This is a genomic window from Streptococcus sp. 27098_8_113 (genome assembly GCF_041432545.1).
Taxonomy (GTDB): domain Bacteria; phylum Bacillota; class Bacilli; order Lactobacillales; family Streptococcaceae; genus Streptococcus.
Genome location: NZ_JAPVZU010000001.1, coordinates 13755 through 40007, shown reverse-complemented (window position 1 = coordinate 40007; position 26253 = coordinate 13755). Strand labels below are relative to the sequence as shown.

Annotated in this window: 24 protein-coding genes, 1 tRNA gene, 1 other RNA gene and 2 pseudogenes; 7 read left to right on the top strand and 21 right to left on the bottom strand. The window is 42.1% G+C overall.

The annotated features are described in order from the left end of the window. Positions 1-2 precede the first annotated feature (2 nt). Positions 3-473, bottom strand: coding sequence for a DUF3013 family protein (locus O3644_RS00210; protein ID WP_371594771.1), 471 nt, complete (start codon positions 471-473; stop codon positions 3-5). 87 nt (positions 474-560) lie between these two features. Here O3644_RS00210 and O3644_RS00205 point away from each other — a divergent pair, with 87 nt between their 5' ends. From O3644_RS00205 to O3644_RS00195, 3 genes are all read left to right on the top strand, one after another. After that, positions 561-1829, top strand: a complete 1269-nt coding sequence (locus O3644_RS00205) for a replication-associated recombination protein A (RefSeq protein WP_288932141.1) — start codon at positions 561-563, stop codon at positions 1827-1829. Positions 1830-1896: 67 nt separating this feature from the next. Next, positions 1897-2090, top strand: a non-coding RNA gene (ssrS, locus tag O3644_RS00200) — 6S RNA. 4 nt (positions 2091-2094) lie between these two features. After that, positions 2095-2167: transfer RNA gene (locus O3644_RS00195), tRNA-Lys, on the top strand. Between the two features lie 144 nt (positions 2168-2311). Here the strand turns inward: O3644_RS00195 and O3644_RS00190 are convergent. The 4 genes and pseudogenes from O3644_RS00190 to O3644_RS00175 all read right to left on the bottom strand — a co-directional run bounded on the left by O3644_RS00190 (position 2312) and on the right by O3644_RS00175 (position 4763). Next, positions 2312-3356: pseudogene (locus tag O3644_RS00190) on the bottom strand (tyrosine-type recombinase/integrase). A gap of 1 nt (position 3357) precedes the next feature. Next, positions 3358-3546 (bottom strand): DUF3173 domain-containing protein, encoded by a 189-nt coding sequence (locus O3644_RS00185; protein WP_000369785.1) that lies wholly within the window; start codon positions 3544-3546, stop codon positions 3358-3360. 11 nt (positions 3547-3557) lie between these two features. Further along, positions 3558-4535, bottom strand: a complete 978-nt coding sequence (locus tag O3644_RS00180) for a hypothetical protein (RefSeq protein WP_002896713.1) — start codon at positions 4533-4535, stop codon at positions 3558-3560. A 45-nt stretch (positions 4536-4580) separates the two neighbouring features. Then, positions 4581-4763: a hypothetical protein gene (locus O3644_RS00175; RefSeq protein WP_002916824.1), complete on the bottom strand. Its 183-nt coding sequence runs from the start codon at positions 4761-4763 to the stop codon at positions 4581-4583. A 207-nt stretch (positions 4764-4970) separates the two neighbouring features. On the opposite strand from O3644_RS00175, the gene O3644_RS00170 reads away from it, so the two are divergent. Next, positions 4971-5480 carry a helix-turn-helix domain-containing protein gene (locus O3644_RS00170; protein ID WP_005591592.1) on the top strand — a complete coding sequence of 170 codons (510 nt, stop codon included), beginning with the start codon at positions 4971-4973 and terminating at the stop codon, positions 5478-5480. Positions 5481-5694: 214 nt separating this feature from the next. Then, a pseudogene (locus O3644_RS00165) lies at positions 5695-6839 on the top strand (low temperature requirement protein A). Positions 6840-7315: 476 nt separating this feature from the next. Here the strand turns inward: O3644_RS00165 and groL are convergent. From groL to O3644_RS00100, 13 genes are all read right to left on the bottom strand, one after another. Further along, a complete protein-coding gene (groL, locus tag O3644_RS00160) occupies positions 7316-8938 on the bottom strand; it encodes a chaperonin GroEL (RefSeq protein ID WP_005591590.1) in 1623 nt (540 codons plus the stop codon). A 23-nt stretch (positions 8939-8961) separates the two neighbouring features. Then, on the bottom strand, positions 8962-9243 hold the full coding sequence (groES, locus tag O3644_RS00155) for a co-chaperone GroES (RefSeq protein ID WP_048766103.1): 282 nt from the start codon (positions 9241-9243) through the stop codon (positions 8962-8964). A 141-nt stretch (positions 9244-9384) separates the two neighbouring features. Next, on the bottom strand, positions 9385-9675 hold the full coding sequence (locus O3644_RS00150; RefSeq protein ID WP_005591588.1) for a hypothetical protein: 291 nt from the start codon (positions 9673-9675) through the stop codon (positions 9385-9387). Between the two features lie 16 nt (positions 9676-9691). Next, complete coding sequence (locus O3644_RS00145) at positions 9692-10531, bottom strand: PTS system mannose/fructose/sorbose family transporter subunit IID (RefSeq protein WP_039975565.1); 840 nt, start codon at positions 10529-10531, stop codon at positions 9692-9694. A gap of 1 nt (position 10532) precedes the next feature. Next, positions 10533-11378: a PTS sugar transporter subunit IIC gene (locus O3644_RS00140; RefSeq protein WP_005591586.1), complete on the bottom strand. Its 846-nt coding sequence runs from the start codon at positions 11376-11378 to the stop codon at positions 10533-10535. Between the two features lie 124 nt (positions 11379-11502). Beyond that, positions 11503-11997: a PTS sugar transporter subunit IIB gene (locus O3644_RS00135; RefSeq protein WP_048766100.1), complete on the bottom strand. Its 495-nt coding sequence runs from the start codon at positions 11995-11997 to the stop codon at positions 11503-11505. 38 nt (positions 11998-12035) lie between these two features. Beyond that, complete coding sequence (locus tag O3644_RS00130; RefSeq protein WP_048766098.1) at positions 12036-12470, bottom strand: PTS sugar transporter subunit IIA; 435 nt, start codon at positions 12468-12470, stop codon at positions 12036-12038. Between the two features lie 176 nt (positions 12471-12646). After that, the gene (locus O3644_RS00125) at positions 12647-13927 is read right to left on the bottom strand and encodes an ABC transporter substrate-binding protein (RefSeq protein WP_048766095.1); all 1281 of its coding nucleotides are present in this window, start codon (positions 13925-13927) and stop codon (positions 12647-12649) included. Next, positions 13924-14607 (bottom strand): response regulator transcription factor, encoded by a 684-nt coding sequence (locus tag O3644_RS00120; RefSeq protein ID WP_045500388.1) that lies wholly within the window; start codon positions 14605-14607, stop codon positions 13924-13926. The genes O3644_RS00125 and O3644_RS00120 overlap by 4 nt, the downstream gene beginning before the upstream one ends. Beyond that, positions 14600-15913, bottom strand: a complete 1314-nt coding sequence (locus O3644_RS00115) for a sensor histidine kinase (protein WP_048766093.1) — start codon at positions 15911-15913, stop codon at positions 14600-14602. Before O3644_RS00115 ends, O3644_RS00120 begins: the two co-directional genes overlap by 8 nt. Beyond that, positions 15913-16899, bottom strand: coding sequence for a substrate-binding domain-containing protein (locus O3644_RS00110; protein ID WP_048766092.1), 987 nt, complete (start codon positions 16897-16899; stop codon positions 15913-15915). Before O3644_RS00110 ends, O3644_RS00115 begins: the two co-directional genes overlap by 1 nt. A gap of 209 nt (positions 16900-17108) precedes the next feature. Then, complete coding sequence (locus O3644_RS00105; RefSeq protein ID WP_048766090.1) at positions 17109-18887, bottom strand: ABC transporter ATP-binding protein; 1779 nt, start codon at positions 18885-18887, stop codon at positions 17109-17111. 1 nt (position 18888) lies between these two features. Then, positions 18889-20595: an ABC transporter ATP-binding protein gene (locus tag O3644_RS00100; RefSeq protein ID WP_048766087.1), complete on the bottom strand. Its 1707-nt coding sequence runs from the start codon at positions 20593-20595 to the stop codon at positions 18889-18891. Positions 20596-20753: 158 nt separating this feature from the next. Here O3644_RS00100 and O3644_RS00095 point away from each other — a divergent pair, with 158 nt between their 5' ends. Then, positions 20754-21770 carry an NAD(P)H-dependent glycerol-3-phosphate dehydrogenase gene (locus O3644_RS00095; RefSeq protein WP_048766085.1) on the top strand — a complete coding sequence of 339 codons (1017 nt, stop codon included), beginning with the start codon at positions 20754-20756 and terminating at the stop codon, positions 21768-21770. Positions 21771-21800: 30 nt separating this feature from the next. Continuing rightward, positions 21801-22703, top strand: coding sequence for a UTP--glucose-1-phosphate uridylyltransferase GalU (galU, locus tag O3644_RS00090; protein ID WP_371594770.1), 903 nt, complete (start codon positions 21801-21803; stop codon positions 22701-22703). Between the two features lie 106 nt (positions 22704-22809). On the opposite strand, the gene abpB is transcribed toward galU, so the two are convergent. The 3 genes from abpB to O3644_RS00075 form a co-directional block, all read right to left on the bottom strand. Further along, positions 22810-24759, bottom strand: coding sequence for a C69 family dipeptidase AbpB (gene abpB / locus O3644_RS00085; protein ID WP_048766081.1), 1950 nt, complete (start codon positions 24757-24759; stop codon positions 22810-22812). Between the two features lie 281 nt (positions 24760-25040). Further along, on the bottom strand, positions 25041-25724 hold the full coding sequence (locus tag O3644_RS00080) for a rhomboid family intramembrane serine protease (RefSeq protein ID WP_048766079.1): 684 nt from the start codon (positions 25722-25724) through the stop codon (positions 25041-25043). After that, entirely contained in the window at positions 25708-26244 is a 537-nt protein-coding gene (locus tag O3644_RS00075; RefSeq protein WP_371594769.1) for a 5-formyltetrahydrofolate cyclo-ligase, read from the bottom strand. The genes O3644_RS00080 and O3644_RS00075 overlap by 17 nt, the downstream gene beginning before the upstream one ends. Positions 26245-26253: the final 9 nt, after the last annotated feature.

Genomic DNA, 26253 nt, shown 5'->3' with positions numbered 1-26253 from the left:
CTCTAATACCTCGGATAAGGATAAAACTCCGTTTCAGCCAAGTCAGCTCTGCCATTTTCAAAAGCCTCAGCATTCCAAGCTATCTCAAACTCTGCTGCCTCTGGATCTGCTAAGAAGTCCATGAGTGCATCTAGGCCAAACTCAGCTGTTTGGGTTAGGAAATCCACGAAATAAGCCAGAAACTCCCGTGACAGCCCCTTCTTAGGCTCATAGGGCAGGACTGCCAGATAGTCCTCAGCCTCAAAATGAGACTTGGCCGGATTGTAGAAAAGCACAGCTTCCTCAAAGTAAATATCCTCAGCCGAGGCATTGCCCTCAGCATCAACCGTCTCAATCGCGCCTGGATTTTGCACCTCAAGGAGAAAGGCCACTTCTACTACGTGGTTCTTCTTGTCCCAGTTAATCTCATAGTCAAAAGGAAAGTTCTTCTCCACTTCTTCATCTAATATATCTAAAAAACCGTACTTAGCCATGATTTCCTCTTTTCATTGTGATAAAATATTACTATCTATAATAGTAACACAAAAAGCTAAGAAAAACACTTGCAGAAAGGAAATCTTATGCCAGAAAACCTCGCCCTACGCATGAGACCGACCAGCATTGATCAGATCATCGGCCAACAGCATCTGGTCGGACCCAGGAAAATCATCCGCCGCATGGTTGAAGCCAACCGCCTGTCCTCGATGATTCTCTACGGGCCACCCGGCATCGGCAAAACCTCCATCGCCTCAGCTATTGCCGGCACAACCAAGTTTGCCTTTCGGACCTTTAACGCCACCGTAGATAGCAAGAAGCGCCTGCAGGAAATCGCTGAAGAAGCGAAATTTTCCGGTGGACTGGTACTCCTGCTGGATGAAATTCACCGCTTGGACAAGACCAAGCAAGACTTCCTGCTGCCGCTATTAGAAAGCGGTTTGGTCATCATGATTGGGGCGACGACGGAAAATCCTTTCTTTTCTGTCACTCCCGCTATTCGCAGCCGGGTTCAGATATTTGAGCTTGAGCCCCTCAGCAACGACGACATCCGGACAGCCATTCAGCTAGCCTTGACGGATAAGGAGCGAGGATTTGATTTCCCAGTGGAGCTAGACGATGAAGCTCTGGATTTCATTGCTATCTCTACCAACGGAGACCTACGCTCCGCCTATAATTCGCTGGATCTAGCCGTGCTTTCTACACCAGAAGATAGCAAGGGCATCCGTCACATCACGCTCGATGTCATGGAAAACAGCCTGCAAAAGAGCTATATCACCATGGATAAGGACGGGGACGGCCATTACGATGTCCTCTCTGCCCTGCAGAAGTCCATCCGTGGCTCCGATGTCAATGCCAGTCTCCACTACGCAGCTCGCCTCGTTGAGGCAGGAGACTTGCCTAGCCTAGCTCGACGCTTGACCGTTATTGCTTACGAGGATATTGGCCTGGCAAATCCTGACGCACAAGTCCATACCGTTACAGCTTTGGAAGCTGCCCAACGGATCGGCTTTCCTGAAGCCCGTATCCTCATTGCCAATATTGTTATTGATCTGGCTCTATCTCCCAAGTCCAATTCAGCCTATGTGGCCATGGACAAGGCCTTAGCTGACTTACGAAAGAATGGAAACCTGCCTATTCCCCGCCACTTACGCGACGGCCACTATGCCGGCAGCAAGGAATTGGGCAATGCAAAGGACTATCTCTACCCTCACTCCTATCCTGGCAATTGGGTCAAGCAGGACTATCTACCTGACAAGATAAAAGATGCCGATTATTTCACTCCCAATGAAAATGGCAAATACGAGCGAGCCCTTGGATTGACCAAGAATAAGATCGATGACTTAAAAAAATGATGGCATCGTTTGCAAAAAATCACATTTTTCTCTTGAATTTTTCAAAATTTATGGTATTATAATTATAGAAACGCTGTGGTGTACGACTTCACACTTAAGTGTTGACCGACTATTTTTTGTATTATTAGGGAAACAAAAGACTTCTAACAGCGTGCAAGCCGTGTCACGCGGAAGCAGCTTCAGTTAGAGCGAGTTGCCCACCTGCTTAATTGCGCGGGTTCAATACAAATCGTGAAGGTCCGGCACCAATACAGCTTTTTCTCTTGCCTCCTTAGCTCAGTTGGTAGAGCAGTAGACTCTTAATCTATGGGTCGCAGGTTCGAGCCCTGCAGGGGGCATAGAAAGTATGACTAAGAAAGCCTATTCTGTAGGCTTTTTTACTTGCTCTGAAATCATTCTGCCCCATCATTTGCCCCACATTTTTTATGAGCAATCTTTGCGAACATCTCTGATTTGAAAATTTTCTCCTCTAAAGTATGAGCCTATACTTCCACTAACCTTGAAATATCTCGATTCCCTAAAATTTTTGCGATAACTCCAAGGTCAACATCTTTGGAGCATAGAGAGCTAGCCTTTTGTCGTGATAATTGGATAAATGTTCAACTCATTTAAGAGAACACTCAAAGCTTTATTGACACTTGCAATATCTGGTACCAAGTGAATATATCCATAATGCTGAAAAATCATTTTATACCTATTCTTGATTCCTAGCTCTTTATTAGCCTTCTCCTGTTCAATTTTTAGGACTTGTAATATCTTAATACATTCTTCGTCTATCGGTACCATCCGAATAGACGTTTTATTTTTTGGAGGGACAAATTTATGAGAAAGGGTATTAAACCTCCTATATGTTTTTAGCAGTCCTCTGTCAAAGTCAACTTCATTCCAAGTTAACGCTATTAACTCTCCAAACCTCATGCCTGTTTTTAATAGAAAATAGACAATATAAGGAACAATTGAACGTTGGTAATCAAATTTTCTCTTTACTGCTAAAAGTAAATCCAGATAGTCCTTTTCTGTATGTAAATATTTCTCTTCTGTCATCTGTTGTTCTTTGGATGAAAATAACTCGACATGTTGTGTAAAATCATCTATTAGAACTTTGTCTGCAATTGCGATGCTCTGATGAATCCCAGTATTCAATCTACCAAGAAAATTTCTACCAACTGTTTGTCCATACTTATTCATAATTCTTTGGTATTCACTCGCACGAATTTGAGTGACTTTTTTATTTCCAAATAATCTTTCAATTGTGTTTTTACGGAGAAGATATTTTTTCTTTGTCTCTTCCGACCTACTACTCGGTAGAATTTTTAGTTCAAGCCATTCTTGATACAGATCTACAAGAGAAATATCTCTAGAAATTCTTTTTCCTAAACGAAGTTCTTGCAGAATCGGTTCAGCTTCTGACTCTGCAAGTTTTTTTGTTTTAAAACCGCTATTATGAACAACAGTTTTCCCTTCGCTACGAATTTCATAGGTCCATAAATTACTATCTCCTCGCTTTCGATAACGAACACTTGCCATATTACGCCACCTCAGTTCCTAGAATCTCATTTACAACACTTTTTGGAACAACCATCAAACGTTTGCGATTATAAAATGTATAGCCTCGTGAGACAAGTAATTCTCTTGCCTGATGAATGATATCATTTGCTGTATGAGGGCGATAGCCCATTTCAATTAATTCTTTGTTACTAATTAAATTATTGTCCATAGTTATCCTCCTTATTTATTTTCTAAATTCAGAAACTCGCCTACAAGTAGTTGTAATTCTGCATTTAATTTAGGGAGATTCTGTATTAATACTTCTTTTAATTCTTCCGCAAATTGGTTCGTTTCTTCTCTCAATAGTTTGCGGACTCTTGTTTTTTTCTTTTTGATGCTGTCTGATTTTAAATTTGGAAAAGCCAATGATAACAGTTCAGGATTGTTGAGAAAGATAATTGTAAATGCTCTTTGCTCCACTCGAATATGTTCTAGCTTATAAAATCCGAAATTATCAAGTCGATTCATAACATCTTGGACCATCTCCTCACCAATCGCTTTGGTTCTAAGTTGGAATTCCAGTCTCCACCAAAACGGATTTACAGCCAAATCTAGCTTCTCATCGCGCTTGTGAGCAATGATTTCTTTATTCTTATCATATAACCTAACTTGTACATTACTACCGCTAGAACCCCAATATTTCGTCTCTAATTCACCCCCTCTACCATAGAAGACCTTATGTGTAACACCACCTTTAATATGTTGCAAATTAACGATTTCAGGCCTATTGAAAATGTCAAATGCCAAATCAAAACGAGACAAACGTACTGTCAATGAATTCAATCTAGCAAAGTACATTAATTGCCTCCATACTTTCATTCCATCAAATTCTTTTAAAGTATTAGGATTGAAATCAATTCGAATCAATTGTTCATTTCCATAAGTGGATAATTGAAAAAATATAATATTGATTGAATCATACTCATTAAAATCTTTAGCTAAAGTAAATACATCATCTCGTACGTTATCATGTATTTCAAATGAATCAACTCTTGTACTTATTGCCTGTTTCAGATTTTTAAAAATTTGTCTTAGGGAACCAATGTCTGTATCCCAGATAACCGTTAATCTATCAATACTGACATCTAACCGCTGTACTAATTCTCCTACATCACATCGTTCTTGAATACTTCTTAAATCTTGTATAGAAACCAACAAAATTGTCCCCCCTTCTTTTAGATTTTTTAGGTTTCAGAAACACCGTCAAATCAACGATTGCTCGTTCCGTCGTTCTTTGGGCGTTGCCCTAAGTGTCCCTTTTTGCTGGCTGTTAGAATAGCCAGCTTTTGCTTGGCTAGAAATTGTCTGGACGGCAGTCTGCAGGACTTCGCCTGACTTCCCGTCAGGCTCGTCCCTTGTCCTTGTCCACACAATTTCTAGCTCCAAGGCTTCGAATAGTCATAAGTCATAGTCTCGTCCTCAACTTCCTCCTCACTCACTGTCCCTAAACTTATGAACTATTTTTTATCATTTATAACTTATTTCTAAGTTATAAATATATTTTATAAAAAATATTTGGGCAAGTCAACTAAAAACTTGATTTGTAAGTTTTTAGGTGATAAAATAAGTTAAAAATAAAAATAGGAGTTTCCCATGACCTTTATTATTCAAAATTTTGGACCCAATTTGGCACGACTACGCATAGAAAAAGGGGTAAGCCAAACTCAACTAGCTGAAGATTTAGGAATCGGTAAACAGTCCATCTCTGATTACGAAAAACAAAAAAGCTATCCTACCTTTGCAAATTTGGATAAGATAGCAGAATATTTTAATGCAACTCCAACCCAACTCTTTGGAACGAGTAAAGAGATTGAGTTAGAAAAGAGTGTTCTTGAATCTAATGAATACTCTGATAAAGTAAGTGAAATCTTAAAAGCTGTCAAATACATCGAGCATTTCCTACATACTGATGGACAGTACTTAGAGGATTTACTTTACCTAACAAGAGGCAACCAACTATACACAGAAGATGGAAAAGAGTTGTATATTGATCCAACTTCTCAGAAAAGAACACTTCATACCCAATATGAACCTGGTTTTATTGAAGCAAGAGATAAATCTCCACTAGAGCTCTTAATTGAAAATAAGGAGCTATTAGATTAAATAAAAAAAGCGAGGATATCCTCGCTTTTCTATTGTAAAATCTTATTCTTCATTATCAATCATCAAACACTCTGCCTGTGAGTTGGTACATGAGGTAAATGTGCTCCAAGGTTTTGACAATTCGCGTCACATGAAGTTATTTAAGCATCTCCTTTTTTTTTATTACCATTTTCTGTTATAATAAATTGTACTTCTAAAATAGAAAGGTCTTAAGATGACAACTCTTATTAAACATAAACGTGTAGAATTTTCAGAACTTTTTTATGACTTAGTTTTTGTTTTGCAATTTCAAAAGTAACTACTTTAATTGAGCATCTTCATAACGGTATTTTGACTTGGAATTCTTTCCTTGATTTTTTCATGGCTGTCTTGGTTCTCACTGATTCATGGATGATTCAAACCGTTTATACCAATCGCTATGGAAAGAACTCTTTATTTAACATGGTAATCATGTTTATCAAAATGGGACTTTTACTCTTTATAGCCAATATGATTGGACCTGATTGGCAACAATATTTTCATTATCTTTGTTGGGCTGTTGGTACATTAACCTTTACCTTATTTTTACAATATCTGGTTGAATTTTTTAGAAAATCAACCGATAATGTTGAACGGGAAAGTATCAAAGGTTTTCTATGGATAACAGGTCTAGGAAGTTTAGGAGTCTATCTAGCAGCTCTTCTTCCTATTTACGTTGGAGTCTCTGTCTTATTTGCTAGTATTCTGCTAACATTTATTATGCCAATTATCTTGCTTAGTAAAGATAAGCATTACCAGGTAAATCTCCCCCATTTAATCGAGCGCATCTCCCTTCTTGTCATTATTACGTTTGGAGAGATGATTATGGAGCTAGCTAACTTCTTTACAATCGAGAATTTCTCGATTTATTCGGTTCTTTATTTCATTATTATGCTTTCTCTGTTCTTGTTTTATTTTGGTCAATTCGACCATGCTATTGATGAAAAATCTAATCAAAAGGGACTATTTCTAATTTACAGTCACTATCCTATTTTCATTGGACTTATTATGATGACCGTTTCGATGAGTTTTCTTCTGAATCCTGAAGCTAATCTTCTCTTTGCAACCAGCTTCTTTTATATCGGATTTGGCCTCTTTCAAGCTGCTGTCCTAGTAAATGGACCCTATAACAAACACTATCTTAGCTATTCGAAAAGTTACTACTGTGTCCAAGCGACACTCTATCTGGCTGCCTTGATTCTTTCTTTAATCTTTGCTTCTAATCCTATAATAGTAGTGAGTATAACAACCATTTTTGCTCTAGCTATAGCCAGTCATTTTATTTATTTTTATGTGACACAGAATAAAAAATATTCCAAATCTAACTGGGGGTTCTTTTAATGAGTTTATAACATAAAAAAGCTTTGGGAACCAAGGCTTTATATGATATCAATCACCGACCACGAAAATGTTTAGCTTACAGAACTGCTAGTGAAGCTCTAGAGGATGAGTTCGAGTAAATGTTGCACTTATTCTTGCAATTTATCATTTACTTGATGCACGAACTCGATATTTTTTTCGTTAATTTGTTTTTGCCCCACTTTTGCCCCATTTTTAAATCCTGACATTGAAAATACCTAAAAGTATTTCCCTAAAATCAGCTATATTTCAACATTTTTGTTTATTTTCAATATGAAAAGTTCTTACAAATTCATGCAGGGGGCATAGAAAGTATGACTAAAAAGCCTTGGAATCCAAGGCTTTTTCATTTCATTATCCGCACAACAAAAAGGCTTCAAACCATTGTTTTTGATCAATAGTTTGAAGTCTTTTTTACTTTATTGATTTCAAAAAAGTTGTACTTTCTTCGATGTATCTTACATCATGCCGCCCATCATGCTTGGGTCCATAGCTGGTGCTGCTGGCGCAGGTTCTGGTTTATTGGCTACAACAGCTTCTGTTGTCAAAATCAAGCTAGCTACAGAAGCGGCATTTTGCAAGGCTGAGCGCGTCACCTTAACTGGGTCAATGATTCCAGCTTCAATCATGTTGACCCATTCGCCAGTCGCAGCATTAAAGCCTGTACCAGCTTCAGAGTTTTTCAGGCGGTCAATGATGATAGAGCCTTCAAATCCTGCATTCAAAGCGATTTGACGGACAGGCTCTTCCAAGGCACGGAGGACGATGTTACGACCTGTTGCTTCATCACCTGTTAATTCGAGAGCAGCTACTGCATCCAATACGCTAACAAAGGCTGTACCACCACCTGACACGATTCCTTCTTCTACTGCGGCACGAGTCGCATTAAGGGCATCTTCAATGCGGAGTTTCATTTCTTTAAGTTCGGTTTCGGTTGCAGCACCGACCTTAATCACCGCCACACCACCGGACAATTTAGCCAGACGTTCTTGCAGTTTTTCTTTATCAAACTCAGAAGTTGTGCTTTCGATTTGAGATTTGATAACGGCCACACGATTGGCAATAGCTTCTGGATTGCCAGAGCCTTCCACAATTACAGTGCTATCCTTGTCAACAGTGACTTTAGAAGCTTGTCCGAGCGCTTCAATAGTCGCATCTTTGAGCTCCAGACCAAGATCTTCTGTAATCACTGTACCACCAGTCAAGATGGCAATATCTTCCAGCATAGCCTTACGACGGTCACCGAAACCTGGTGCTTTAACAGCCACTACATTAAAGGTACCACGAATCTTGTTAAGAACCAGTGTTGGCAGAGCTTCACCATCTACATCATCCGCAATAATCAAGAGCGGACGGTTGGTTTTCAAAATACTTTCCAACAATGGCAGAATCTCTTGAATGTTAGAAATTTTCTTATCTGTAATCAAGATATAAGGGTTGTCCAGATCAGCCACCATTTTTTCACTATCCGTCACCATGTATTGAGACAGGTAGCCACGGTCAAACTGCATTCCTTCTACGACATCCAGCTCTGTTTCCATCCCTTTGGACTCTTCGATAGTGATAACGCCATCGTTGCCAACTTTTTCCATAGCTTCAGAGATGTACTCGCCGACTTTTTCGCTACGAGAAGAAACGGCAGCAACCTGAGCAATTGCTTCCTTGTTAGAAACTGGAATCGCAGTTTCTTTCAGAGCGCTGACAGCAGTCGCAACTGCTGCTTCAATTCCGCGGCGGATACCGATTGGGTTGGCACCCGCAGTCACATTTTTGATTCCTTCACGAACGATAGCTTGGGTCAATACAGTAGCAGTCGTTGTTCCATCTCCAGCGATATCGTTGGTTTTTGAAGCAACTTCTGACACCAGCTTAGCGCCCATATTTTCGAAATGGTCTTCCAGTTCGATTTCCTTGGCAATGGTCACACCGTCATTGGTGATGAGGGGTGAACCAAAAGATTTTTCCAAAACGACATTGCGACCTTTAGGGCCCAAGGTTACTTTGACAGTATCTGCTAGAATATCCACACCACGAACCATTGCACTGCGTGCATCTGATGAAAATTTAATATCTTTTGCCATTTTTAAACCTCTTTCTTAGATTTTTACTCCACAATTGCAAGAATGCTTGCTTCTCCAACAACCAAGAATTTCTCATCCTGATCTTTGACTTCAATGCCAGCATGGCTTTCAACTAAAACCTTATCACCTGGCTTGACACTTGGTGCAACCAGCTCTCCGTTCAACGTACGGATCCCTTGGCCGACTGCGATAACTTTTGCTTCTTTTGTCGCGTCCTGTCCTGCACCAGCAATGACAAAGCCACCAACTTTCTGTTCTTTTTCTTCTACTTTTAAGACCACACGGTCACCTAATGGTTTTAACATCTTTTTCCTCCAAAGATTGAATTTTAGCACTCTATGACATCGAGTGCTAATCTATAGTTAATATTGTATCACTTGGTCAGAAATAGTCAAGAAAAAACTTTGCCGAATGACAAAGTTTTTGGGGGAAATTAATTGGAAATATTATTGAGCTAACTTCAGTTTCTCTTCAAAATCATCAATAACCTTTTGCAAATTTAGTCTACCCTTGTAGATGCCATAGCCAAAGACCAGCATGACAAGAATTCCCAAAATAGCTAAGATGACTCCTACGATGAACAGAAGCAGATTGGTTCGATGGAAGAGATAGATCAGGACAAAACCGATACTGGCAATGGTAAAGAAAAGACTAAACCAGCGTCCGAGATTTTCAATCATATGCTTCTGGTATTGAATTTCTGTTTCATAGCCTTGAATCAATTCTTGTTCTGTCATGATTTTCCCTCTTTTCTTAATATTGGAGACCTGGGTTAAAGAAGCCAGCCAGTACTCCAAGGAAGGCGATAACAACTAGAATGAGCATCACTTTGATTGGAGAAAGGTTCTTCTTGGCCATGAGCCACCAGCAAAATACGATAAAGACAGCTGTCAAGAGGCCTGGATAAACACCGTCTAATTTGTCTTGCAGGACAAGGTAAGGCTCTTTTTCACCCGGATTGGTCAATTGGAAGGCAGTTTTGATAGGTACCCAAGTTGCTGCAACAGCACCGATAACCATTCCACCGACAATCCCAACAGATTTACGGATAGCTTGCCCTTGTTCTCCTACTAGAAATTCAACGGCCTTGTCTCCCAATTCATAGCCTTTAAAGTAAGCGAAACGCATACCGAAATAAGCCAGCAGATTCCAAACTAGGATATAGAAGATAGCACCGACAGGTGAGCCTCCATTTGAAAGCCCCATTGAGATCCCCAAAATAACTGGAATCAAGGTTCCAACGATCAGAGAGTCACCAATACCGGCAACCGGCCCCATCAAGCCAGCCCGAAGTCCGTTGATGGTTTCATCATTTACTGCTTCTGCACCATTGGCACGCGCTTCTTCCAAACCAGCTGTGATCCCAACGACCAAAGTACCCAGCTGAGGTTCCGTGTTGAAGAAGGCTGTATAAGTGTGCATAGAACGCGCTTGCTCTTCTTTCGTATCGTACAATTCTTCCACGATTGGCAGCATAGAAGTCAAGTAACCAAAAGTCTGCATGTGCTCTTGAGAGAAGCAGGTCAAGTGACCATAGTACCAGTGGTGGAATGATTTGGTCAGTGTTTTTTTAGATATTTTTTTAGTTGCCATTTTAGATATCCTCCTCGTCATCATCGTCAAAATCACCTACTGCCACAGCACTAGCTTTGACATTTTTCGCCATCTGTACTTCATAGAAGAGCAGGGCAAAGATCAGTGATACAACTGCACTAGACACAAGGTTGAGGCCAAGTGAGGCAGCCAAGGTAAAGCCAACGAAGAATGGGACAAAGTCTGTCACCTTTTCAACGATTTGTTTCAAGAGAATCGCAATACCGACACATGGGAGGAGAGAACCTACTGTGAAGAGGGTTTTCATTGGTAGACCATCCATTGGGAGGGCATCTTTCAGAGCTGTAACGGCATCAGCACCGTAACGGCAAAGAATCAGTGTTGGCAAGAAAGAGAAGAGGAAGTGGGAAACCCATGGCAGATACCAGTCAACTGCATACAATTTTTTGTATTCTCCCTGTTCGACTGCTTTCCAGCCCATGTGTTGCCATACCAAGTTCATCGTTGCTGTTCCGTAGAAGAGAACGGTTCCTAGTGTACCAACCAGCACACCCATTGATTTTGCAAAGTCAGCAGCCTGCTGAGCATCTGAAATCCCTTGTGATTTGATCGCAACCATTGCCAAAGGAATACCGATATAAGAAACTGCACGGACATCGGCAGAAACAGTACCGCCAGGGGTTACCAGTGCGATATACACCAACTGCATGGCTACCCCACAGATAATCCCGAGGCTCACATCTCCTAAAATTAAACCACAGACGAGTCCTCCGACAAGCGGACGTCCAAGTGTATAGTTACCAATACTTGAGCCACCCATACCCGGCATAGAAGACAAACTAGCAAAGATACCGAGGATTGCGGCTTGCAACCAAGAAATTGTCATAATCTTTCTCCTTTAAGTAAGATCGAGCAGTAGCAGGAGCTCGGTTCCAAATCCCTCAAACAGACCTTGCCTGGCAAGGCTATCGAAAGTCCAAAACTTTGCACTGCTTAACTTCTGCTCCTGTTTAAAAACCAAATTTAGATTTGAAATCACTCCAGTAGCCGATGGAAACGTCTGGAAGCAGCTGGAATTTTACCTTGTAGCCTGCTTTTTCAATCGCTTCAATCGCTTCAGCTTCTTCTTGTGTGATGGATTGATTGTTGCCCAGCTTAACAGATCCCGGACGGTCATTGGCAGGACCAACGATGATTTCTTTGACATTGCCCGGCACATAGCCTTGGTCCACCAAGATTTCTTTCATATCAATCGGGTTTTTAGTAATCAAGAAATACCGGCTATCAGACTCGGTTACCTTGCCAGATTTTTCCTTGAAGGCTTCCTTGGTCCAAACGAAAGTTTTCTTGTCAGAAGCCCCTTTGTAGGCTTGAATCAAAACTTTGTTGCTGGCTGCCGCATCATTGACTGCAATCAAGCCATCGCAAGGATATTCCTTAGCCCAACGAGTGACAGTTTGACCGTGGATCATGCGGTCGTCAATCCGTACAAATGTTACTACCATTTTGAATCTCCTATCTAATTTAGTAAATGAATAACTTTTTAAATATCGTCGTCCTCATCATCATCGTCTGATGAGACTTCAAACTCCTGCAAGGCTGCCGTCGCTTCTGAAAGAATCGTCTGTGCAAGGTCTTTGCCTTCCAGCATGTCCTTCATCACAAGGCCAGTGAGCCCCATCGTCAGATTCAGCCCTCCAAGAATGACTGCCGAATCTAATTTGCCCAATTCCGCTAGGACACTAGCCGCTGTTGTCAGAGGACTTCCTCCCACAATATCTGCTAAAACCAAGACAGAATCATCTGCTTCCAAACCTGCCAAGGCTTGACGGAAATCAAAAGCAAAATCATCAACTGATTTTCCCTCTTTCAGACCCACAGCGATAATTTGGTCTGTTTTATCGCCAGCAAACATCTTCAAGGAGCTTTGTACGCCTTCAGCTAGCCCCCCATGACTGACCAGTACAAGATATTTCATTTTTCCTGCCTCCTTATTTTCTTGATTCTATTGTACACAAAATGAAATCGCTTCCCTATTGTCAAATGTCACTTTGAAAAGATGACAAATGTGAGTTTAGATGTGACAAATGTCATATTGGTCTAGTCATCCGCGGCTCTCTTTCTGACTTAATTAGAAATAAAAAAAGCAGACACTTATCTGCTTTCAATTTCTTTTTGAATACTTGGAAGGGCACTGTCAATTTCTTGATTGCCCAGAGCTTCCTTAATCAAATAATCAAGCCTTTCCAAGGTCTGCCGATCAACTTCTTGTCCAATATCTATGATAGAACGCTCCATCATACTATCTAGCCTCTCAGAAGTCAAGGAATCCAAGCCAAAATCATCAGCTTGTAAGATTTCTCTAACCTGTTGACTTTTCACCACAGATGGTAAAACTGAGGTCCCCTGCGATTTTTCAAACAAGGTCTGCTGACTTTCTTTGTCTTGTGACAGCAAGAGCATAAATTCCCAAGCCAGCTTTTCTTGCTTAGTGTTGGAAGACATGCCAAAGAGGGAAGTCTTGACCTGCGTTCCCATCACCTTGCTATTGGCTGTCGGCATCGGGATACAGGTCCAAGAAAAGCTAGAATATTTGGCAACATGATAAGGATAAGGCTTGTAGGTCCGATACTGGGCCAGACTCATGGGATAGAAGGCCACCCGTCCCTCATCAAAGTCATGAGAAGTCACCTTATAGTGCTGGCTGAGCATGTCTAGCTTGCTCATAAAGGCCAAGGCTTGGTGCATCTCTGAGCTGTCTACATTGATACCGGATTTATCGGTCAGATGGCCGCCGTAAGCTACCAGAGCTTGTTGCCAAGTGTAATCTGTTATACCGTACTGGTCCACCACGCCATCGCCATTGGTATCCTTGGTTACTTTCTTGCAAATCTCATAGAAATCCGCCAGTGTCCAACCTGACTCAGGAATGCTAATTCCTTCTTTTTCAAGCAGGTCTTTATTGACACACATCATGATAGGATTGCTCTCGACTGGAAGAGCATAGCTGACTCCCTGATATTGTCCAGCTTTATAAGCGACGGGATAAAAGGCTGTCCGTTCATCATCCGTTAGGAGGGTATCCAAGGATTTGAGGGCACCAGCCGAGGCCAACATGCTAAAGTCGTTTTCCGGTACCATGAAAAGATCCGGCTGTTCGCCCTTTAAGACTTGCTCTGCCAGCCAGTCGGCATAATCCTTCTTGGGAATCCCGCTTTCGTAGACGACCTTGACATGGGGATGTGTCTTTTCAAATTTTTTAATCAGGCTGTCCAAGGCCTTGTTTTCACGACTATTTGGAACATCCCAGCTAGAGCCCGCATAGACACCGATGCGTAGGACTTTTTCATGACTAGACGACCAGAGAGCAAAGCTTAAAATGCCTGAAACAAGAACCAAAACAAGAACAACCAAATGTCTAAGTCGCCACTTCATTTATCACTTCCCTTGCTAAAGTCTCGCTGGGTGACTCCGGTCTGCACGGCCCAGATAGCCAGCTGAGTCCGGTCGCGCAGATTCAGTTTAGATAGAATCCCTGATAAGTAGTTGCGCACGGTCCCTTCCGACAGATAAAGCTTGGCTGCAATCTCCTTATTAGAAATCCCAAAGCCAATCTGCTGGATAATCTTCCACTCCGTCCGGCTCATATCCTCTACATTTTCCTCTGACACCGTGATAGCAAAGTTGGACTGGGCCATCTGTGAAAAGATTTTGAAGACCTTGGTGGCAATATTAGGATTAATCATAGCTCCACCCCGATAGACTGTCTGAATGGCTTCGTGAAGCTCTTCTGTCGAAACCCCTTTGAGAATATAACCAGACGCACCGTATTTGAGAGCAGAGAAGATAAATTCATCGTCGTCAAAGGTCGTCAGAATGATAATCTTAACATCCGGATACTGTTCCTTGACAGCCTTGGTACAGAGTACACCGTCCATGATCGGCATGCGGATATCCATCAAAATTACATCTGGACGTACCCGATGAAGCTTTTCCAAAACTTCCTTGCCATCTCCAACTGTCCCGACTACCTCGATGTCAGCATGAGCGGACAGGATGATTTGCAGAGACTCACGAATCAAGGCCTGATCGTCTGCAATTAAAACTTTAATCATTCCAACCTCCTATTTTGGGGATTTCAATGTAGGTATAAAAGCCATCTCGATTTTCAAAATGAACCTTCCCACCGATAATAGCCAACCGTTCCTGCATTTGCTTCAAGCCATAGCCATAATGCAATTCATCAAAACCTACACCATCATCTCGAATGGTCATAATATAATTTTCTTTTTCTAACAACTCAATCCAAACGGTCTTGGCGTGCCCGTGACGCACAGAATTGGTAATTGATTCCTGCACGATGCGAAACACAATATCTTCTTTGGCAATATCTAAATCGATCGTATCCCATTCATAAAGAAAATGGATATCCAAGTTGGAAATGGCTTCATACTCTCGGATGATCTTTAGCAAAGCCTCTTTCAAACTATTATTCTCCAAAGTTCCCGGCCGCATTTTATTGAGCGAACCTCGAACATCCCGAATCCCGTCGCGAACGACGACCGAGACATTGTTGAGCTGCTCCTTGGCCCGCTCGGTATCAATATCTACTAATACCTTGATGGCATCAATTCCCGCTGAGATCCCCGTCAGGGCATGACCCAGTGTATCATGAATCTCTCTGGCAATCCGCTTTCTTTCTCGGTCTTCAGCAATTTTTTCTGATAAGGCTAGATAGCTATTCAGCTCCCGATTGGCTTGGGAAGCCATGCGGAGTTCCTCCTCAATCCGGTGCCGCTCTGTAATCGCCGACATGATATAAAAGAGCAAGGAAATCATAAAGACTACAATATTGAGGGAGAAAAGAAAGTTCTTACCAAAAAGCAGCAGCAAACGTATAGATTCTGGATAAAAACGAATATAGGTATCCAATGAAGGCAATTTAACAAAGAGCGACAGCAGGTCATAGTTTGACAATAGTAACATACTGAAACTCAAGATAATAAAGGAAAACCAATATTTTTTATCCTTGGAGGCATTGAACTCCTTAGATCCATAGAAAATATCTGCAAAAACGAGAAGAATCAGTCCATTGTAGGACGAATGCAAAGCAGTAAAGATGACCAGCATCAGTAAAATCTCAATCATGGTCACCTTATCATAAACGGATAGCTGATTAGGGTGCTTTTCCCGATAGTACATCACCAGCAATAGACAAGCATAAAAGATAATGGAAATCAGAAAAATGAAACTGGGAGATCCTGGAATGGCATCTAAGCGTTCCAAAAGCGAGTGACTGAAGCCTCTTGTTACGACATAATTAGTTGCGAAAAGGTAAATCGAAGCATTATAGACAATGGCTATAAAATTGATGACCATCAGAGCTATTTTACTGTAAAAAATGCTTTTGTTTGGTTTCATTACTGCCACCCTGTAACTGTATACTCGCTGATATTGTCCTTGTTTATCAAGCGGACTGGTATCAAATACTGTCTATCACAGGACTTCTTTTCCCGCAGCAGCTCAATCACTTCTGCCACCTTTCGTCCCATCTGAATAGGCGACTGGGCCACCGTTCCTTGAATGTCATTCGTATTGGCTAAAAAATTCTTAATATCTGGAGAGCCGTCAACCCCATAGATATAAATTTTTTCTGCGACACCTTGATCTTTGATTGCTGCCAAGGCACCGATTGCTGCACGGTCATTGAGAGCCATGACGACATTAAATTCCAAGCCATTATCCAAGACATTTTTGACCTGGGGCATGCTTTCTTCGGTCTGTCCCAAAGTCTCCAGCTGAGAAACGATTCTATAGCTGGGATGTCCCTTGATAGTATCCAGAAAGCCCTGTAGCCGATCCATAGCTGAGATGGCATTCTGGTGTTCAAGCAAGAGAATATCTGCCTCGGAAAGCCGCCCCATCATATCTTTAGCGATCAAAACTCCTGCTTGATAGTTATCCGACACGATCGTCGTGTCAACGGCTACTTGCTTACTCATTGGCGCATCTACCACGATAATGCGGATGCCAGCTTTTTTAGCTTCATTCAGAGCACTGATGATATCCGGGCTGTCACTCTTTACTGGATTGATGACGATGACATCCACTTTCTCTTTGATAAAATAAGCAATTTGCTGGCTTTGCTTTTTCTCATCCAATTCCGAATCACGAACATAGAGCCGACTCCCTTGTTGATTGGTTTTTTTCTCCAATTCAGCATTCAAGGTTTGATAAAAATCATTGTTCATGGTCATATAGGTCGCCCCGATTTTCATTTGATTGCTGTCGGGCATACTAGCCTTGGAATAAATAAAAGTAAGGCAACAGATTACCAGCACAAAAATAGACCAGAGAGCACATTTCTGGCAAGTCTGAATCCTCTTTTTCCCCTTACTTGATCCCATTCCCATCTCCTAGTCACCTATACTTATTAACAGTTCACTTACGTTTATTATATTATAATCAAGCGAAAAAGCAAAACGTTTCTTGAATCCTAATAAATCAGAGACTAAACGACAGACTTTTTTAGCTTCTAATTTTTAGGGCAAGATAAATGAATATCAAAAACAAAAACGAAGGCATCTTCATGAAATACCTCCGCTTCTGTATATATTTATTCAAATACAAATTGATTGTGGTAAAGCTCAGAATAGAAGCCGCCTAGATGCAGCAATTCATGATGATTGCCTCTTTCAATGACTTCCCCATCTTTTAAGACAATAATCTGGTCTGCATTCAATATGGTCTTTAAGCGGTGAGCGATGACAAAGCTGGTCCGTCCTGCCACAATGGCCTCCATTGCACTCTGGATCTTGCTCTCGGTTACCGTATCAACATTGGAGGTGGCCTCATCCAAGATCAGCACTTGAGGATCCGTCAAAAGGGTTCGAGCGATCGAAATCAATTGCTTTTGACCTGTTGAAAAGATGTTTTGATCATCATCTACTATTGTGTCGTATTTATCAGGCAAGCTTTCAATATACTCATGAATATGAGTAGCACGCGCAGCGATTTCAACCATCTCCTGACTTGCATCCGGTACTCCAAATCGGATATTGTCTCGAATGGTTCCGCTGAACAAGACAGAATCTTGCAAAACGATACCTACATGACTGCGCAAGCTATCCAAGTCATAGTCTCGGATATCGCGCCCGTCAAATTCGATACTGCCCTTATCCACATCGTAAAAACGATTGATCAGGTTCATAATGGTCGTCTTGCCCGATCCTGTCGGTCCTACAACAGCTATCATCTTGTCTTTTGGCGCTGAGATGGAAACATCCTTCAAAATCGACTTACCTTCGACATAAGAGAAATCCACATGCTTTATCTCGACGCCTTCTCTCAGCTCGGTAAAGGCTGGTGCATTCTGCGGACGCACTTCCTCAGGCGCATCAAACATTTCCTGAATCCGATCCGCACCAGTGAAAGCCAGCTGCAGACTTCCCCAGCTTGCCGCAACCTGAATGATAGGCTGATAGTATTGTTGAGAAAACTGTGTAAAGGTTGAAATCAGACCAATGGCTACCGAGGTCTTCACATTAGGATCATTGAGCATAATGGCTGAACCTACAAAAATCACGATAGCCGTATTGATCAGGCTCATTCCGTTCATGACAGGAAAGAGCAAGCCAGCAAAAGCGCGTCCTTTGAAAGTAGCTGACCGAACCTTATCATTTTGCTGGACAAAGCCTTTGATGACTTCTTCTTGCATTCCCTGCACAATGACTACCTTCTGGCCGGAAATCGTCTCATCCATATAAGCATTGAGCTGACCGACTTCTTTTTGCTGCAAGTCTGTGTACTTGCGAGCCAGCTTGACGATAGACACCAAAACAATGATGGCTACTGGCGTACTGGCAATCGTCACCCAAGCCAAGGTCGCATGCCGCATAAACATGATGATAATCAGGCCGATGTAGAGAGCGATATTGCTCATCACTTGGACTAGACTCTCGTTGAAAGCCTGCAAGATATTATCCAAATCACTGGTAAAACGCGACAAGATATCCCCATCTTGATGGCGGTCAAAGAAGGAAATGGTCAAGCGAGCCAATTTTCCAAAGAGACCCTTACGCATTTCATTGGTTGAGTAGGAAATGATCCGACTCATCAATAGCATGTAGATCAAGCTAGATAGCGAAAGGAAGATGAAAGCCAGCGCTAAATTCCACATGATTCCTTGGAAAGCGGCAAAGGCTGAAACATCACCTGAAGCAAGCTTGCCACTCGCAAAGGCACTGCCTAACTCCACCAGCTCACTGATGGCTAGACCTGTAAAAATCGGAAAAAGAACCTGTAAAACCGTCGAGATGACAATCATAATCATGACGACCAAAAAGGCCAGTTTATACTGTTTGAAATATTGCCAGAAAAATTTTGCTGTCTTCATCTTAGTCCTCCTTTCCTTTTTGAGTCTCATAAATTTCTCGGTAGACATCATTTGTAGCAACCAAGTCTGCGTGTCTACCTTGGCCAATCAAGCGCCCTTGATCTAGCACCAAAATCTTGTCCGCATGAACCACAGAGCTAATCTTCTGAGCAATGATGATGGTTGTGGTTCCCTTCAAATCCTTGTTCAGCGCCTCTTGGACCAGCTTTTCGGACTTGGCATCCAGAGCTGAAGTCGAGTCATCTAGGATAAGAATATTAGGATTGCTGACGACACCACGCGCGATGGACATTCTCTGCTTTTGTCCGCCAGAGAAATTATTTCCCCGTTCTTCGACTTGGCTGTTGTAGGTGTCTTCCATACGATTGATAAACTCGCTTGCCTGAGCAATTCGCGCCGCCTGTTCTAACTCTGGCAGACTAGCATTTTGCTTTCCTTGACGCAGATTGTCCTCAATCGTCCCCTTAAATAAAATAGCTTTTTGCAGAACGATGGAGACATTTTTTCTCAGCGAAGCTTCATTAATGTCGCGCAAGTCCTTGCCACCAATCTTGATAGAACCTTCCTGAGGATCAAAAAGGCGTGGAATGAGCTGAGCCAGAGTTGATTTCCCTGCTCCCGTCGCTCCGACAACACCAACCATTTCTCCCGGCTTGACTTCAAAGCTAATATCTTTGAGCATGGGCTCTGTATCTGTCGGATAGGTAAAGGTCACATGGTCAAAGACCAGACTACCTTCTAAATCTTCTTCAGCTTCATTCTTGAAGGTCATCGCTGGCTCTGTAACCAAGACCTCCTTGATCCGCCGAATCGATACCATTGCACGCGTAACGGTATTGCCCAAAAAGCCAACCATGATGATAGTAAACATGATTTGATTCAAGTAAGAAATGAAAGAGACAATTGAGCTAACCAAGCCTGGATCCATCTGTATCATGCTAGACAAGAGCCACATGGTCAGATAGACAGCCCCGTAGCCGACGATCATCATCATCGGTTGAACGATCGAAAAAGCATAACCAATAAAAAGATTTTGCTCCAAAAGTTCATCTGAAACTTGCGTGAACTTCTGATACTGCTCTCTCTCCTGCACGAAAGATTTGACGACACGGACGCCACGCAGATTTTCTTTGGCAATCGAATTGATCTTTTCTAAGAGAACTTGGAATTTGGCAAAGCGTGGACCCATCAAGCCCATCATCACTCCTGTCAAAAAGAAGACCAAAAAGACCATCAGGACAATGACCCACCACAGGGAGGGAATGGTCACCACCGCCAAAATAAAGGAACCTAAAAATAGAATAGGCAGGCGGAATAAAATCTGAAACATCATCATGACCAAATTTTGTACTTGGTTGATGTCGTTGGTCATGCGGACGACTAGATTCCCCGCATTGAACTGTTCAATATTGGCATAAGAGAAAGTCTGGATTTTCCGAAAGGTTTTTTCCCGTAAATCTGACGATACACCTTGCGCAATATAGGCTGCAAGGGTCACATTTGCCCCGCCAGCAAGCAGGCCAACCAGACCAAAGCCCAGCAACCAGGCCCCCAAACGATAGATTTCTTGCCGATTTCCTGCCAAAAGAGCATTCAAGACATCTTTGAGATACAGGGGCTGCAACAGCGAGCTAGCCAGCATCAGCGATGTCATCAGAAGAGATAAAAAGATAAATAATTTATAGGCTGATAAAGCTTTTCTGAACATAATTCCTCCTCGTAGATTTTTAACTTTGTTTAGCTTCCTTACTATATCACACATAAAAACAATGTCAAGTAAGAAATTTCAGTTATTATATGGTACAATATAATAAATAACTCTAAAAGCAAGTGAGACCTTTTGTGGGTCTCGTACAAGGAGAAAAGATGGATAAACAACGAATTGCTGTGATTGGCCCCGGTTCTTGGGGAACGGCTCTATCGCAAGTCCTCAATGATAATGGCCATGAAGTCCGGATTTGGGGCAATATTTCAGAGCAGATTGACGAGATCAATAACCAGCATACAAACAAACGCTATTTCAAAGATGTTGTTCTAAGCGAAGAAATCAAGGCTTATCATAACTTGAAAGATGCTCTAGAAAACGTAGATGCTGTACTTTTTGTCGTGCCGACCAAGGTGACCCGTCTGGTAGCCAAACAAGTTGCGCAAACCTTGGATCACAAGGTAAAAATCATGCATGCGTCCAAGGGACTGGAACCTAACAGCCACCAACGGATTTCGACTATTCTGGAAGAGGAAATCCCTGCAGAGCTGCGCAGCGAGATTGTCGTTGTCTCAGGCCCTAGCCACGCTGAGGAAACCATCGTCCGCGATATTACCCTGATTACCGCAGCATCTAAGGACCTCGAAACCGCTAAATATGTGCAGGAGCTCTTCAGCAACCACTACTTCCGCCTCTACACCAATACCGATGTCGTCGGAGTAGAAACAGCAGGTGCTCTCAAAAACATCATTGCAGTCGGAGCTGGAGCTCTCCACGGACTGGGCTATGGTGACAATGCCAAAGCTGCCATCATCACACGCGGTCTGGCTGAAATTACCCGACTGGGTGTCAAACTTGGAGCTAGCCCTCTGACTTACAGCGGTCTTTCTGGTGTCGGCGACTTGATTGTCACAGGAACCTCTATCCACTCTCGCAACTGGCGGGCTGGAGATGCGCTGGGGCGCGGCGAAAAACTGGCTGATATTGAAGCTAATATGGGCATGGTTATCGAAGGAATCTCTACCACCAAGGCAGCCTACGAACTAGCTCAGGAGCTCGGTGTCTACATGCCAATTACCCAAGCTATTTACAAGGTCATCTATGACGGCCATGATATCAAAGATGCTATTCATGATATGATGAATAACGAATTCAAAGCTGAAAATGAGTGGTCTTAATTCATAGTATTTTTTATAAAGGAGAAATTTATGCCAAAAGTCAGAAAAGCAGTCATCCCTGCAGCCGGTCTCGGAACCCGCTTCTTGCCAGCCACTAAGGCACTGGCCAAAGAAATGCTGCCGATCGTTGACAAACCAACTATTCAGTTTATCGTCGAGGAAGCTCTCAAATCTGGAATCAAAGACATTCTAGTTGTCACAGGGAAGTCAAAACGCTCCATCGAGGACCACTTTGACTCCAACTTTGAGCTAGAATATAACCTCAAAGAAAAGGGCAAGAACGACCTGCTCAAGTTGGTGGATGAAACCACTGGTATTGGCTTGCATTTTATCCGTCAGAGTCATCCACGTGGACTAGGGGATGCTGTTTTACAAGCTAAAGCCTTTGTCGGAAATGAACCTTTTGTGGTCATGCTGGGTGATGATTTGATGGACATTACCAATGACAAGGCAGTGCCACTCACCAAGCAACTCATGGATGACTACGCAGCAACCCACGCGTCTACCATTGCAGTTATGCAGGTTCCTCACGAAGAAGTCTCTGCTTATGGCGTTATTGCACCGCAAGGCGAAGGCGTCAATGGTCGCTACAGCGTTGAAAAATTTGTTGAAAAACCAACACCAGAAGATGCACCAAGTGATTTGGCTATTATCGGTCGCTACCTGCTCACGCCAGAAATTTTTGAGATCTTGGAAAAACAAACTCCCGGCGCTGGTAATGAAATTCAGCTGACTGATGCTATCGATACCCTCAACAAGACTCAGCGCGTTTTTGCCCGTGAATTCAAAGGCGACCGCTATGATGTCGGCGACAAGTTTGGCTTCATGAAAACTTCTATCGATTATGCCCTCAAACACCCTCAGGTTAAGGATGATTTGAAGCAATACATTATTGATTTAGGCAAAAAATTAGATAAGAAAACGAAAAAATAATAGAAGTGCACAAGCAATAGATTAGCTGATGCATCAGCTTTTAACACTATACAGAAAAACACCTAGATTTACTAGGTGTTTTTCACTTGTTGTTTTGATTGGGAAATCATTTGGTATTAACAAAAGTTTCCACATTCTTGAAATTTTTGCCATTATCAGAATTAGCCGTATATCCAAAACGATTATTTGGATTGCCTTCTGCATTCGCAACTGTTATTTGTGTAGCCTGACTTGGTACTTGAGGAGTCGGGCTTTGTACTTGAGGCACTTCAGTACGAACAGCTGGTTGTCCAAAAACTTGCACATTTGCTTTAGCTGCATATCCAAAGCGATTGTTTGGATTGCCTTCTGCATTGGCAGGAATATCATGTGTCGGAGGAGCAGCAGTATAATCTGGTGCTGGAATGATAGTTTTATTTGCATCATCCGTAGTTTGTGGTGGCTTCGGAGTATCCGGTTTTTCAGGTGTTGATGGATCTTGTTTATCGTCTGGTTGTGAAGCACGATAAGGATCAGACTTACGTCCAGCAGCTTCTAAACGTTTTTCCATCATCTTTTCATAGTCCTTGAAGTGTTGGAAAAGTCGATCTGACATTTCAAGAGAATCTTTAGTCACTTTACCTTCAGCAGCCTTCGCAGCATCTGGTTGATCTTTCAGTGAATAGTTCTCAATATCTTTTTTCTCTTGATCAGCGATAAATTGTTTTTCCATCATCTTCCAATGGTCTTGAACACTCTTGCCAAAGATATCTTGGTTCTTGATAGCCATTTGGTCAATGTGCCATACTGTCCAGTACCATGAGTTTGGATCATAAGTAGCTGTCTGTGGTTTGAAGGCCTTGTAAGTATCCTGAACGTTACCATAGAAAGGCACATATGGTGTATTGCGTGATGGTCCCAAACCGAGCCAAACTTTACCACCGAAAGATTTTGGCAGTTTCGGATCAATTTGGTAGACATGGGCATCAATAACATTTTCATTACCTAAAGCGTATTTGTACTGATCTTTACGAACGGCATCATTTGCCCCATCATCACCTTGTTTCTTAACGCCAATTTGATCATCCGGTACGAAACGACCATTTAAATGTTCAAAGCGGTTCCGTTGCATAGCAAAGGCATCTTCAAGAGTGAATTTCTTGTTTGGATCTGTTGGAGAGCGGAAAAGTTCGTACTCCTCATCCTCGTAAGTAATTTTAGATTTTGGATCAAGCAGTGTGATTCCTGCATACGTACGAGAACGGTCGCCTTCTGCGTATTTTTCAGGTCCATATGATTTAGCAATGTGGAAATTACCATCTTTATCTGTCTTGTAGTTTCCTGCTTCTTTGGCTACTTTCTCTACATCTTCAGAAGCAATAACATTTTCTTTGTCCTTCAAATCTACATGGCCAAGATAATAAGTATTAGCAAATACTGCGTACTTATCTTCAGGCACTTTCACGGCTACGTATTGGTGACCAGACAAGATTTCCATGTACCAAGTCTCTTTTTGATCGGCAACCACCACTGTATTTCCTTCAGCAGAGCCCTTTTCTTGAATGACTTTTCCAAGCAATTCGATTGCTTCACGAGCTGTTTTGGCACGAGGCAAAACCACATCTAACATCGCAGCTTCTGCCAAGCCATCTGCTTTCAGAGGATCTTTCTCAAGAACCTTTTTATTTGGAATTGCTGTGACTGTGGACGACATAGAAACACCTGCTTCATTAAAGCCATGTTCTCCAAAAGCACCGTTACTACCATCACCACGCGCAGAATCATAGGTTGCAGTATATTTCATTTCACTGGCTGCACGTGGATAGGTGAAACCGTTGGACTCATCCACAATCTGGTCGCCTTCCTTATATTTCTTAGCTTCCACAACAACATAATTTTTGTTGTGCTTGCCACCATTCGGGTAGTAAGGATAGTCTTCTGTACGACCAAAAAGTGTTGATCCATCCTTAGTCAAATGCCGACCAATAATGAAGCCACAACAGGCTTGCACAGCTTGGATAGGTAAGAGCATAATTGCCATTAATGAAATGGCAATTTTAAAGATTGTCTTCTTCATTATGAACTCCTTTTTATTTTTGGGGGATACCCCTGATGTTTATAGTTCTAGTATAGTCCTTTTTAGATCTTTTTGCAAGCGCTTACAAAAATGTTTTTTTATACCTTTTACAGATAGAAAACAGAGAAAACATACATTGATGAAAAAGTAGAGATAAAAATATTACTAGTTTATTCCTGATTTATCCATATTATGCCACTTTAAAGTAAAATTCCTTGCTTTATAAAAATCATATTTATAAAAAGAATACCGCTTTTTAAGGCGGTATTTGAATTCATTTCTTAAAAAATTGGTCGTTGAAAAGTCAGAAAAATCAAAATAGCTGCTACTCCAAGGTAGGCTGCCAGTGCTAAAAATCGTTGAGTCTTGCTAAAAGCGTAGCGCTCTCCCGATACTGGTAAGATCACAGCTCCTAAAGCTCCGCCAACTAGACCACCTAAGTGACCTGCAAGGCTAATCCCCGGTAAAAAACTCATGATCAGATTGACAGCTAGTAGACTCATATAAGATTGGCCCAGCTGCTGCAGATAGTAGTTTCGCGTAGCATAACGAAGCACGACAACGGAAGCAAAAAGGCCGAAAAGAGCAGTAGAAGCCCCAGCTGCCAAGCTATTGGGTGAAAAATAGACAACAAATAAATTCCCCATCACGCCTGACATCAGGTAGAGTATCAAGAATTTCCAAGAGCCAAAGATAGCCTCAATCTGTCGACCAAGAAAGTAGAGCGTCAGCATGTTGACCACAAAATGCTCCAAACCAATATGGATAAAAATAGCAGCAAAAACCCGCCAAAACTGCTCCGGCAGCGCTTGAATCGTATAACCGTGCACGGCTCCAAAGTGATACAAGGCTTCGGAACTGCTGTATTGAAAACCGTAAGAAAGAAACATCAAGACAAAAACAAGGCTCGTCAGGATAAGCAGGATGCTTGTCACAGGATAGTCTCTATCAAAGATTTGCTTCATAAATAAGTAACTCCTTTACCGCAACATCATGTTGGGCTGGTGTAAATTCTGCCTGTTGGACTGCATAAATAGTGCTGATGGATGCTCCTGCAAAATCAGCCAGATAGCGGTCATAGTAGCCGCCTCCGTAACCAATCCGAAAGCCTTGAGAATTGAAGACCACACCCGGCACATGAATCAGATCAATTTCTGTCTTATCAACAGCCTCTTCACTTATTGGCTCCAGCAGACCAAAAGAGCTTTTTTGCAGGCGACTTTCATCATAGTCCACAAATATCATCCGACCCTGGCCATAGGTCTTAGGCACTAAAACCCGCTTACCATCCAACTGAGCCTGCTTGATAAAGGCTGCGATAGAGACTTCATGCGGCATAGAAAGATAGGTAGCAATAACCTGAGCTTCTTGATAAGCTGCTGAACTGAGCAAGTGCTGGGTCAGCCAGCTATCTGCCAGCTCTTTTTCTTTTCCCGACAGTTTCTTCATTTGCTTTAGTACAGTTTGTCTCAGCTCTTTTTTCATACGGCTCAC

Coding starts and splice junctions, on each gene's coding strand:
- O3644_RS00145 (WP_039975565.1), bottom strand. CDS start 10,531: ATGGCAACTAAAAAAATATCTAAAAAAACACTGACCAAATCATTCCAC.
- O3644_RS00105 (WP_048766090.1), bottom strand. CDS start 18,887: ATGAAGACAGCAAAATTTTTCTGGCAATATTTCAAACAGTATAAACTG.
- O3644_RS00205 (WP_288932141.1), top strand. CDS start 561: ATGCCAGAAAACCTCGCCCTACGCATGAGACCGACCAGCATTGATCAG.
- O3644_RS00095 (WP_048766085.1), top strand. CDS start 20,754: ATGGATAAACAACGAATTGCTGTGATTGGCCCCGGTTCTTGGGGAACG.
- O3644_RS00150 (WP_005591588.1), bottom strand. CDS start 9,675: ATGACAGAACAAGAATTGATTCAAGGCTATGAAACAGAAATTCAATAC.
- O3644_RS00120 (WP_045500388.1), bottom strand. CDS start 14,607: ATGATTAAAGTTTTAATTGCAGACGATCAGGCCTTGATTCGTGAGTCT.
- O3644_RS00075 (WP_371594769.1), bottom strand. CDS start 26,244: ATGAAAAAAGAGCTGAGACAAACTGTACTAAAGCAAATGAAGAAACTG.
- galU (WP_371594770.1), top strand. CDS start 21,801: ATGCCAAAAGTCAGAAAAGCAGTCATCCCTGCAGCCGGTCTCGGAACC.
- O3644_RS00210 (WP_371594771.1), bottom strand. CDS start 473: ATGGCTAAGTACGGTTTTTTAGATATATTAGATGAAGAAGTGGAGAAG.
- O3644_RS00135 (WP_048766100.1), bottom strand. CDS start 11,997: ATGGTAGTAACATTTGTACGGATTGACGACCGCATGATCCACGGTCAA.
- abpB (WP_048766081.1), bottom strand. CDS start 24,759: ATGAAGAAGACAATCTTTAAAATTGCCATTTCATTAATGGCAATTATG.
- groES (WP_048766103.1), bottom strand. CDS start 9,243: ATGTTAAAACCATTAGGTGACCGTGTGGTCTTAAAAGTAGAAGAAAAA.
- O3644_RS00115 (WP_048766093.1), bottom strand. CDS start 15,913: ATGAAACCAAACAAAAGCATTTTTTACAGTAAAATAGCTCTGATGGTC.
- O3644_RS00140 (WP_005591586.1), bottom strand. CDS start 11,378: ATGACAATTTCTTGGTTGCAAGCCGCAATCCTCGGTATCTTTGCTAGT.
- O3644_RS00080 (WP_048766079.1), bottom strand. CDS start 25,724: ATGAAGCAAATCTTTGATAGAGACTATCCTGTGACAAGCATCCTGCTT.
- O3644_RS00185 (WP_000369785.1), bottom strand. CDS start 3,546: ATGGACAATAATTTAATTAGTAACAAAGAATTAATTGAAATGGGCTAT.
- O3644_RS00125 (WP_048766095.1), bottom strand. CDS start 13,927: ATGAAGTGGCGACTTAGACATTTGGTTGTTCTTGTTTTGGTTCTTGTT.
- O3644_RS00100 (WP_048766087.1), bottom strand. CDS start 20,595: ATGTTCAGAAAAGCTTTATCAGCCTATAAATTATTTATCTTTTTATCT.
- O3644_RS00170 (WP_005591592.1), top strand. CDS start 4,971: ATGACCTTTATTATTCAAAATTTTGGACCCAATTTGGCACGACTACGC.
- O3644_RS00110 (WP_048766092.1), bottom strand. CDS start 16,899: ATGGGATCAAGTAAGGGGAAAAAGAGGATTCAGACTTGCCAGAAATGT.
- groL (WP_005591590.1), bottom strand. CDS start 8,938: ATGGCAAAAGATATTAAATTTTCATCAGATGCACGCAGTGCAATGGTT.
- O3644_RS00130 (WP_048766098.1), bottom strand. CDS start 12,470: ATGAAATATCTTGTACTGGTCAGTCATGGGGGGCTAGCTGAAGGCGTA.